A 10917-nucleotide genomic window follows, 5' to 3' on the forward strand; every position below is an offset into this window, starting at 1 on the left:
CGCTTGGATTGCCCCACGCGAGCAATGCCCGTGCGTTCGTGTCCAAGCAGGTACTTCGCGTAAGTCCAGCCGCGATTCTCCTCGCCCACCAGATTCTGGACCGGCACTTTCACGTCTTCGAGGAACACTTCGTTGACCTCGTGATCTTCATCGAGCGTGATGATCGGACGCACCGTCACGCCGGACGTCTTCATGTCGATCAAGAGAAAGGAAATGCCTTCCTGCTTCTTCGCGCCGCTGTCGGTACGAACGAGGCAGAACATCATGTCGGCGTGCTGGCCGAGCGTCGTCCAGGTTTTCTGGCCATTGACGATGTAGTGATCCCCGTGCCGCTCAGCGCGCGTTCTCAAGGAGGCGAGATCCGAACCCGAACCCGGCTCCGAATAGCCTTGGCACCACCAATCGGTGCCGTCGAGGATACGGGGCAGGTAATGGGCTTTTTGGGCGTCGCTGCCGTATTTCATGATCACCGGCGCGACCATGGATACGCCGAACGGCAACACGCCGGGCGCCCCGATCCGCGCGCATTCTTCATCCCAGATATGGCGCTGCGTGGCGCTCCAGCCGGGACCACCGAATTCTTTCGGCCAGGCGATCACCGACCAGCCGCGCGTGCCGAGCAGCTTGTGCCAGCTCGCGTAGTCGTCACGGTTAAGGCGTTTGTGGTCGAGCACCTTGGCGCGCAGCGCGTGCGGCAGGTTGGCGTCGAGCCAGGCGCGGATGTCAGCGCGGAACGCGCTGTCTGCGAGGGAATAGTTCAGGTCCATGCGTAGTGTCTCCTGTCATGACCCGATTCGGCCACGAGGAGACACGCGCGCTAAGCTGTGAAAAGCATTCAGCTCATTGCAGCGGCTCTTTGAGTGAGGCCGGCACAGGTAACGGCATCACGTCGATGCCCTCTTCCATCAAAGCGTGCGCATCTTCCGGCGTAGCGACACCGCGAATGTTGCGCGCGGGCGCTTCGTCGTAATGCATGCGCCTTGCTTCTTCGGCAAAACGCTCACCCACGTTCTCGGTCTTCGCGAGAATTTCCCGCATGAAGTTCAGCGCGCGCGCCTGTTGCGCCGAATCTCCACCCTTCGCTGCGGTGGAAACGGGCGCGCTGTCGTCCGAACGAGCCGACGATAAATTCAGGCGCGGCGCCGATGGCATACGGCTCACGTCCGTTGTCGAGCAGATCGGGCAGGCCACGAGCTTGCGCGACAACTGGGATTCGAACTCATCGGTCGAAGCAAACCAGCCTTCGAACCGATGGTCGAGCGAGCACTTCAAATCGAGAACCTTCATGCTGATCGGGGCTTGCCAGAAAGTTTAATCGCAAAAACGTATTTTGTGAACGGTCGTTCGTAAATTTGTGATGCGAGCGGAAAAGATCGTTTGGGACAGGACAGACTTCAATTCTAGCCGGAGAGGGGATCTTGTGCCGACGGGCCATTGTGCCGTGCGGCGAGGGGGAGGGTTTTGGGGGTGCTGCTCGCGGTGAGTGTGGGGTTAGGGAGGGGTACTGCTCGCGGCGAGTGTGGGGAGAGCGTTGAGTCCTTCTTCTGGCGTGGTCGTTCTGCTTAAGTCGGATTTTCTTGCTTATTTCTGTTAGCCCCTATCCGGGGCGGGACTTCATTTCTTTGCAAACGCGCAAAGAAACGAAGCAAAGAAACGCGTCCAAACCGCGAATACCTAAGTGTCGTCGTCGATCACTTCAGGTTTTTGGCACGAACATAGCACGGCCCCGAAATCTTATCCCGCAGTTGAACACCCTCCTCTCACTCAAACGCCGCGCACACGCTTCGCCTCCAACGCCTCAAGAAAACAACGTTGGGATACGGTCACCATGGACTCAATTAACGTCCGCTGAACACGCGTGGACCAACCGCCAGTCCCTGTACGTCAGAAGGTCGGAAGGTCGGAAGCGTGGAAATTGTGGGGCGTTTTGGCGCTGGAGGCGAAGCGTGTCGGCGGCGTTGGTGCTTGGGATGGTTGTTTGTCCGCGCGTTAAATGTTTGGGGCCGCGCTACGTTCGTGCCAAAAACCTGAAATGGACAACGACGACACTTAGGTATTCGCGGGTTAAAACGCGTTTCTTTGCTTCGTTTCTTTGCGCGGGTTGCAAAGAAATGAAGTCCCGCCCCGGATAGGGGCTAACAGTAATAAGCAAGAAATCCGACTTAAGCAGAACGACCACGCCAGAAGAAGGACTCAACGTTCTCCGCACACTCGCCGCCAGCAGAACCGCCTCAAACCTCCCTCCACACTCGCCGCAAGCAGCACCGCCTCAAACCACCTACTCCACGGCCGGATCGCCCAGATCCCACTCCCCGCTCATCACCTTTTCGAGCCAGAAACTCCCCACGATCGTCTTAACATCGCTGATATCGCCGCTCCTGATCCACTCGAAAATTTGCGCACGATCCGCAATAAACGTATCGAGGAACTCGCCGTCATCGAGCTTGCGCTCGCCTTCCGTCAATCCGCGAGCCAAATACAAATCGATAAACTCAGTCGAATACGAAATAACCGGATGAATTCGCGTCAGAAAAAACCACTCGCGCGCGGTATAACCCGTTTCTTCCTGCAACTCGCGCTTCGCACACGTCAACTCGCTCTCATTCGGATCAAGCTTGCCCGCCGGATATTCGAGCAGCACTTTCCCAACCGGATAGCGATATTGCCGCTCCATCAACACTCGGCCATCGTCGAAAAGCGGCAGGATCATCACCGCGCCCGGATGCACGACAAACTCGCGGGTAGCATACTTGCCATCCGGAAGTTCGACTGTGTCGCGCTTGAGCGTCAGGAACTTGCCCTCATGCAGCAGTTCGCTCGACACCGTTTTCTCGATCAGGCCGTCGTCGGAATCGGGGAAAGGAATGTGCTTCAAAGGAAGACTGTCAGCCATCGTGCGCCTTGAGGAAAACGCGTCGAGCGCGAGGAGATCGCTGAGGCCGCCAAGCCCCCCAGCGGCCGCCGGCGTCAACGGCGCTTGACGAGATACTGATAGGTGAAGCCGGGGAACGCGAGCACGATAAACAGGCTGAAGGTAACAGCATAAAACTGCCAGCCCTGTTCGAAACGATTACCCGCGCGCGCCTCAAGCATAAAACCGAGCGCGCCCACGACAAAATAAAGCACGATCAATTCAACAATCCGGAACCACGCGTTTTTCTTCTCCGCCTTCATCGGCAGGACGGCGAAAAGACGCTGGTTCGCGAACGGAAGGTTGGCGCCGACCAGCGCCAACAACACAATAAACCAACCCGCAGCCGACATTACAACTGGAACGGCAGCGTGTGCGTGATCGCCGCGAGACATGCGCTCATCAGCGGACCCGGCACGATACCGAGCACCAGCACCGCCAACCCGTTGAACGCGAGCAACGCACGCTTAAGGTTGTCGGCGACGATCGGCGATGTGTCCGTCGGGGCATCGAAGTACATCAGCTTCACGATACGCAGGTAGTAGAACGCACCCACGAGCGACGACAGCACGGCCAGCACAGCGAGCCATGTCAGGCCAGCGTTCATCGTTGCCTCAAGCACCGCGAGTTTCGCGTAGAAGCCGACCATGGGTGGAATACCGGCGAGCGAGAACATCATGATCATCATCACGAATGCGAACACCGGGCTGCGCTGGTTCAGGCCCTTGAAGTCTTCGAGCGTTTCCGCTTCGAAATCCTTGCGTGCCAGCAACATCACCATGCCGAACGTGCCAAGCGTGGTAATCAAATAGATGATGCTGTAGAACATTGCCGAGCTATACGCGTTCGCGGCACCGTCCGCCTTGCCATCGACCACGCCGGCCAGCATGCCAAGCAGCACGAAGCCCATGTTCGAGATGGCCGAGTAGGCCAGCATCCGCTTGATGTTCTTCTGCACGATACCCGTCACGTTACCCACGATCAGCGACAACGCAGCGAGGATCACGAGCATTTCCTGCCAGTCCACCGCCAGCGGCAGCAGCGCCATCACCAGGAAACGCAGACCCCACGCAAACGCCGCAGCCTTCGGTCCACCGCCGGTGATCAAGGTCATCGCGGTCGGCGCGCCCTGATACACGTCAGGCACCCACATATGGAACGGCACCGCGCCCATCTTGAAGGCCACACCCGCCACCACGAAGATCACGCCGAACAACAGGACCGCGTCGTTGATGCGGCCCGTCGCAATCGCCTTGGCCACTTCGTTCAGTTCGAGCGAACCCGTCGCGCCGTACAACATCGAGATGCCATAGAGCAGGAAACCCGAAGCAAGCGCGCCCAGCACGTAGTACTTCATCGCGGACTCGTTGGCTTGCGGCGAGTCCTTGCGCAACGCGATCACCGCGTAGAGCGACAGCGACATCAGTTCCAGGCCGAGATACAGCGTCAGGAAGTTGTTGCCCGAAATCATCACGCACTGGCCGAGCAGCGAAAACAGCCCGAGCAGGAAGAAGTCACCGCGGAACAGGTCACGATCTTCCAGGTACTTGCGCGAATAAACGATCGACACCGCGTAGCCGAGCGTCACGACCGCTTTCATCGCGCTCGCAAACGGATCGACAACATACATGCGGGTGAAGAAGTAATGCGGCGTCGGATCGAGTGCCGTAAAGGCAAACCAGAAACCGACAACGGTCGTGGAAACCACCGCGATCAGGTAAGTCGAGCGCCGGCTCGACTCGCCGAAGATGGTGTCGTTCAACCACGCCACGACGATCATCAACATCAATAGACCGTCGGGTAACAAGGTACTCATGGAGGCGTTTTGCATGATCTATTAGTTTCTCCGCACGCGTTACTGGGCCAGCGGCAGTTTGGACTGCGCGACGTGGGAGAGAAGATTTTCCACGGATACGTGCATCACATCGGTGAATGGCTTCGGATACAGGCCCATGTACAGCGTGAACGCGGCGAGCACCCCCAGCATGAAGAACTCGCGGGTGCTGAGATCCTTGAGCTTCGCGACATGGTCGTTCGCAACCGCGCCGAAATGCACGCGCTTGTACATCCACAGCGTGTAAGCCGCGCCGAGAACGAGCGTGAATGTAGCCAGGAAACCGATCCAGAAGTTGAACTTCACCGCAGCCAGGATCACCATGAACTCGCCGACGAAGCCCGACGTGGCCGGCAAGCCGCAGTTGGCCATCGCGAACAGCATCGCGAACGCGGCGAACTTTGGCATGACGTTGACCACACCGCCGTAATCCGAAATCTGGCGCGAGTGCATGCGGTCATACAACACACCGATACACAGGAACATCGCGCCGGAGACAAAGCCGTGCGAGATCATCTGGACGATCGCGCCTTCTGCGCCGAGCTGGCTGAAGATGAAGAAACCGAGCGTGACGAAGCCCATGTGCGCAATCGACGAATACGCGACCAGCTTCTTCATGTCCTCCTGCACCAGCGCAACCAGGCCGATGTAGATCACCGCGATCAGCGACAACGTGATCACTACCGGCGCCAGGAAATGGCTGGCGTCGGGGGCGATCGGCAGCGAGAAACGGATGAAACCGTACGCGCCGAGCTTCAGCATGATCGCAGCCAGTACGACGGAACCGCCGGTCGGCGCTTCCACGTGGGCGTCAGGCAACCATGTGTGAACCGGCCACATCGGCACCTTCACGGCGAAGGCCAGGAAGAACGCGATGAACAGCAATATCTGCGGCGTGAAGCCAATCTTCGCGTCATGCCATGCGGCGATCTCGAACGTATGCGTCTGCGTGTACAGGTACAGCAACGCGACCAGCATCAGCAGCGAGCCCATCAGCGTGTACAGGAAGAACTTGAACGCGGCATACACGCGATTCGGTCCACCCCACACGCCGATGATGATGTACATCGGGATCAGCGTGGCTTCGAAGAACACGTAGAACAACATGCCGTCGGCCGTCGAGAACACGCCGATCATCAAACCCGACAGGATCAGGAACGAGGCGAAATACTGCGCCACGCGTACCGTGATCACTTCCCAGGCTGAAATCACCACGATCACCGTAATCAACGCGGTCAGCACGACGAACCACATCGAGATGCCGTCGACACCCAGGTGATACGTAATGTTGAAGCGTTCGATCCAGCTCGTTTTCTCTTCGAACTGGAGCGCGGCCGTGGAACTATCGAAACCGGTAATCAGCGGAATGGTGACGAGCAGACCGGCCACCGAGCCGATCAGCGCGACCCAGCGCGTGGGTCCCGGATTGCTGTCACTGCCCACCGCCAGTACAAGGATGCCGACAATGATCGGCAACCAGATCGCGAGACTAAGAATTGGTAAAGAGTGCATAGGTCCCCGCCTTATTTGCCGCCGAGCGTTACAAACAGGGTCAAGAGCCCCAACATGCCAATGATCATGGCGAACGCGTAGTGATAGATGTAACCGGATTGAAGGAAGCGAATCACGCCGGCAAACCAGCCAACGAACTTCGCCATGCCGTTGACGATACCGTCGATAACCGCGACGTCACCCTCTTTCCAGAGTCCGCGGCCAATCGCGACCGCACCCTTTGCAAATACAACATCGTTGATCTTGTCGAGGTAGTACTTGTTATCGAGCAAGTTGTAGATCGGCAGGAAGCGTTGCTTGATCACGCCCGGCAGATCCGTACGCTTGAGATACAGGAACCACGTGACCACGATACCCGCCAGCGCCAGCCAAACCGGCAACCCCTGCAACGAATGCAGTCCCATCGGAAGCCAGCCGTGGAATTCCTCGGCCATCTCGCGCAGGGCCGGATGGTTGTCGCCAATAGCAATAACCTTGTCGAACACCACGCCGTGCGCAAAGAAGTCGCCGTAGAGCAACGGACCGATCGCCAATGCACCGACGATCACCGATGGAATTGCCAGGAGGATCAGCGGCAGCGTGATGACCCATGGTGTTTCGTGCGGTTCGTGCGCGTGGCCGTGACCATGATCGTCGTGGCCGTGAGCGTCATGTCCATGCGAATCATGAGCGTGCAGTGCAGCTTCCGCTGCTGCAATCCCCATGGGGCTTTCCGGATGCTTCGGGCCGCGGAAACGCTCCTCCCCGTGGAACACGAGGAAGTACATGCGGAACGAGTACAGCGCCGTGACGAATACGCTTGCCACCACCGCGAAGTACGCAAAACCCGAGCCGGCGATATGCGAAGCCTTCACGGCATCGATGATCGAATCCTTCGAGTAGAAGCCCGAAAAGAACGGCGTGCCGATCAAGGCGAGCGATCCAATCAGCGACGTGATCCACGTGATCGGCATGTACTTGCGCAGGCCGCCCATGTTGCGGATGTCCTGGTCATGGTGCATTCCGATGATCACCGAACCCGCGCCAAGGAACAGCAAGGCCTTGAAGAATGCGTGTGTAGCCAGGTGGAACACGGCGACCGGATACGCGGAGACGCCGAGCGCGACCGTCATGTAGCCGAGTTGCGACAACGTGGAGTAAGCCACCACGCGTTTGATGTCGTTCTGCACCACACCGAGGAAGCCCATGAACAGCGTCGTGATCGCACCGATCACCGTCACGAACGACAACGCCGAATCCGACAATTCGAACAACGGCGACATGCGCGTGACCATGAAAATACCAGCCGTCACCATGGTTGCCGCGTGGATCAGCGCCGAGATAGGCGTCGGGCCTTCCATGGAATCCGGGAGCCACACGTGCAGCGGGAACTGCGCCGACTTACCCATCGCGCCAATAAACAGGCAAATACAGGCGACCGTCAGCAAGCCCCAGTCCGTGCCCGGGAGCGTCATGCCAGCCAACGCCGTGCGGTGCGCGAAGACATCGCCGTAATTCAGCGAACCGGCGAACGCGAGAATCAAGCCGATACCCAGCAGGAAACCAAAGTCACCAATACGGTTGACGATGAACGCCTTCATGTTCGCGTAGATCGCGGTCGGGCGCGTGTAGTAGAAGCCGATCAGCAGGTACGACACCAGGCCCACCGCTTCCCAGCCGAAGAACAACTGCAGGAAGTTGTTGCTCATCACGAGCATCAGCATGGAGAACGTAAAGAGCGAGATGTACGAGAAGAACCGCTCGTAACCAATTTCCTCGTCTGCCATGTAGCCGATCGTGTAGATGTGCACCATCAGCGAGACGAAGGTGACGATCACCATCATCATCGCGGTGAGCGAGTCGACCAGGAAGCCGATCTCCATCTTGAGCGGACCGACCGTCATCCATTCGTAGATGGTGGCGTTGAAGCTAGCGCCCTGCATCACGTCGACGAGGACGAAGCACGAAAGCACGAACGATATCGCCACGCTGAGGATCGTGATGCGATGCGAGCTCTTGCGCCCGATCTTCCAGCCGAACAGCCCGGCGATCAGCGAACCGGCAAGCGGCGCCAGCGCAATCGTGAGCAGCAGGTTTTCATTGAGTGTCATGGACATATCTGTCTTGCCTGAATTTAACCTTTGAGCTGATCGAGATCTTCGACGTTGATCGTGTCGAGGCTACGGAACAATGTCACGAGAATCGCGAGGCCGATCGCCGCTTCCGCCGCGGCCACCGTCAACACGAAGAACACAAAGATCTGGCCGTGGATGTCGCCGAGGTAATGCGAGAACGCGACGAAATTGGTATTCACCGCGAGCAGCATCAGTTCGATCGCCATCAGGATGATGATCACGTTGCGGCGGTTCAAAAAGATCCCGACGATGCTGATCGCGAACAGGATCGCGCCAAGCACGAGGTAATGGGCAAGACTCAACATGGTGGGTTTCTCCTCAGCCTTTGTTGTCGACCGTGCCGGCACCGACACTGTCGGTGACAGGCGGTTTCGCGGCGTCCGGCGCGTCCGACTCGGACTTCATCTTCACGATCCGCACGCGATCCTTCGCCCGCACCTTCACCTGGTCGCTCACCTTCTGGTGCTTGTTGTCCTTCTTCTCGCGGATCGTCAGCGAGATCGCCGCGATGATCGCGACCAGCAGGATCAGGCCTGCGATTTCGAACGCGAAGATGTAGTCGGTGTAGATGACCTTGCCGATCAACTGCGTATTCGACATGACTTCGTTCGGCCCGACCCCTGCCCCCACGCCCTTGATGAGCATGGCGTCGCGCACCGGCGCCACCGTCGCGCCGTAGCCGTGCCACAGGATCAGCGCGGTTTCAACGATGATGATCGCGCCCACGATGCTCGCTATCGGCACGAACTTCTTGAAGTCTTTCTGCAGGACGTCGAGATTGATGTCGAGCATCATCACGACGAACAGGAAGAGCACCATCACCGCGCCGACGTAGACGAGGACCAGCAAGATGGCGAGGAATTCGGCTTCCAACAACATCCAGATCGCGGCTGCGTTGAAGAACGCGAGCACGAGGAACAGCGCGGACGCCACCGGATTGCGCGAAGTGATCACCTTCAGCGCCGAGACAACCAGCAGCAGCGCGAAGATGTAAAACAGTACGGTCGTGAATTCCATGATTACCGGTTCATCGTTAGGCTTTGTGTTTTGACACAAGCGCGCCGTGCTGCGGATTTATGCAAAACGCAACTACAACTTGTCGGCGCGCGGGCCGGAACAGCAGGTCAATTCAAATGCAGGAACAGCGTCGTAACGAGCACTGGAAGCGACTCAACGATAAGGCGCGTCAGCCGCCTTCGCTGCCGCGATTTCCGTCTCGTAGCGATCGCCCACGGCAAGCAACATCTCTTTCGTAAAGTACAGGTCGCCGCGCTTCTCGCCGTGATACTCGAGAATGTGCGTTTCGACGATCGAATCGACCGGGCAGCTTTCTTCGCAGAATCCGCAGAAGATGCACTTGGTCAGGTCGATGTCATAACGCGTGGTGCGGCGCGTATTGTCAGGACGCGTTTCCGATTCGATGGTGATGGCGAGCGCCGGGCAAACGGCCTCGCACAACTTGCACGCGATGCAGCGCTCTTCACCATTTTCGTAGCGGCGCAATGCATGCAGGCCACGAAAACGCGGGGAAATCGGTGTCTTCTCTTCCGGAAACTGAACCGTGATCTTGCGCTGGAAAACGTAACCGCCCGTCAGCGCGAGGCCTTTCAGCAACTCGGTCAGGAAAAACGTCTTGAAGAAATTCTGTAGTGCGTTCATGGTTATTTCATCCGCCCATTATTTCCAGATGTTCAGCGGCGACATGATCCAGAAGCCGACCACGACCACCCAAATCACCGACACCGGCAGAAAGACTTTCCAGCCGAGACGCATGATCTGGTCGTAGCGGTATCGCGGGAACGTCGCACGAACCCAGATGAACACCGACAGCAACGCGAAGATCTTCAGCACGAACCAGAAAACGCCCGGGATGAAGGACAGGAACTCAAACGGCGCGGTCCATCCGCCGAGAAAGAACGTCGTGGCGATCGCCGAAATCACGATCATGTTGATGTACTCGGCCAGGAAGAACAGCGCGAACGCCATGCCCGAGTAATCGATCATGTGGCCCGCGACGATTTCCGACTCGCCTTCCACCACGTCGAACGGGTGACGGTTCGTTTCCGCAATACCCGACACGAAGTACACGACAAACATGGGCAACAGCGGCAACCAGTTCCACGACAGGAAATTGACGCCGATGTTCGCGAACATGCCGTGCTGCTGCGAAACCACGATGGCCGACATGTTCAGGCTGCCCGTGACCATCAGCACGACGACGAGCGCGAAGCCCATTGAAATTTCGTACGAGACCATCTGGGCCGCTGCGCGCATTGCGCCGAGGAACGCGTACTTCGAGTTCGACGCCCAGCCGGCGAGAATCACGCCATACACGCCGACCGACGAAATCGCCATCACGTAGAGCAGGCCCGCGTTGATGTCGCCGAGCACCGCTTTCGCCTGGAACGGAATCACCGCCCAGATCGCGAACGCCGGAACCACGGTCATGATCGGCGCGATCAGGTAGATCCATTTGCTGGCTTGCGTCGGCTGAATCACTTCTTTCAGCAGCAGCTTCAGCACGTCGGCGATCGGCTGCAGAAGAC

The 10917-nt window shown here is 58.2% G+C and carries 11 protein-coding genes; all 11 read right to left on the reverse strand.

Translation table 11 applies throughout. The annotated features are described in order from the left end of the window. On the reverse strand, positions 1 to 767 hold a 767-nt coding region (locus WCA53_RS08190; RefSeq protein WP_423907820.1), incomplete at its 3' end, for an acyl-CoA dehydrogenase family protein. A 73-nt stretch (positions 768 to 840) separates the two neighbouring features. After that, positions 841 to 1287: a DUF1178 family protein gene (locus tag WCA53_RS08195; protein WP_423907822.1), complete on the reverse strand. Its 447-nt coding sequence runs from the start codon at positions 1285 to 1287 to the stop codon at positions 841 to 843. Positions 1288 to 2278: 991 nt separating this feature from the next. Continuing rightward, a complete protein-coding gene (locus tag WCA53_RS08200) occupies positions 2279 to 2893 on the reverse strand; it encodes an NUDIX domain-containing protein (protein ID WP_423907825.1) in 615 nt (204 codons plus the stop codon). Positions 2894 to 2967: 74 nt separating this feature from the next. Then, complete coding sequence (locus WCA53_RS08205) at positions 2968 to 3264, reverse strand: DUF2818 family protein (protein ID WP_423907828.1); 297 nt, start codon at positions 3262 to 3264, stop codon at positions 2968 to 2970. Next, positions 3264 to 4742: an NADH-quinone oxidoreductase subunit NuoN gene (gene nuoN, locus WCA53_RS08210; RefSeq protein WP_423907830.1), complete on the reverse strand. Its 1479-nt coding sequence runs from the start codon at positions 4740 to 4742 to the stop codon at positions 3264 to 3266. The genes WCA53_RS08205 and nuoN overlap by 1 nt, the downstream gene beginning before the upstream one ends. A gap of 24 nt (positions 4743 to 4766) precedes the next feature. Beyond that, positions 4767 to 6257 carry an NADH-quinone oxidoreductase subunit M gene (locus WCA53_RS08215; RefSeq protein ID WP_423907832.1) on the reverse strand — a complete coding sequence of 497 codons (1491 nt, stop codon included), beginning with the start codon at positions 6255 to 6257 and terminating at the stop codon, positions 4767 to 4769. Positions 6258 to 6268: 11 nt separating this feature from the next. Further along, positions 6269 to 8353 carry an NADH-quinone oxidoreductase subunit L gene (nuoL, locus tag WCA53_RS08220; RefSeq protein WP_423907834.1) on the reverse strand — a complete coding sequence of 695 codons (2085 nt, stop codon included), beginning with the start codon at positions 8351 to 8353 and terminating at the stop codon, positions 6269 to 6271. A 17-nt stretch (positions 8354 to 8370) separates the two neighbouring features. Continuing rightward, complete coding sequence (nuoK, locus tag WCA53_RS08225; RefSeq protein WP_031360677.1) at positions 8371 to 8676, reverse strand: NADH-quinone oxidoreductase subunit NuoK; 306 nt, start codon at positions 8674 to 8676, stop codon at positions 8371 to 8373. 13 nt (positions 8677 to 8689) lie between these two features. Then, a complete protein-coding gene (locus WCA53_RS08230) occupies positions 8690 to 9388 on the reverse strand; it encodes an NADH-quinone oxidoreductase subunit J (RefSeq protein ID WP_423907838.1) in 699 nt (232 codons plus the stop codon). A gap of 153 nt (positions 9389 to 9541) precedes the next feature. After that, on the reverse strand, positions 9542 to 10030 hold the full coding sequence (nuoI, locus tag WCA53_RS08235; protein WP_423907841.1) for an NADH-quinone oxidoreductase subunit NuoI: 489 nt from the start codon (positions 10028 to 10030) through the stop codon (positions 9542 to 9544). Positions 10031 to 10048: 18 nt separating this feature from the next. Next, a partial coding sequence (gene nuoH, locus WCA53_RS08240; protein ID WP_423907843.1) for an NADH-quinone oxidoreductase subunit NuoH occupies positions 10049 to 10917 on the reverse strand: 869 nt, incomplete at its 5' end.

Origin of the sequence: Caballeronia sp. (assembly GCF_049581465.1) — a bacterium.
Classification (GTDB): domain Bacteria; phylum Pseudomonadota; class Gammaproteobacteria; order Burkholderiales; family Burkholderiaceae; genus Caballeronia.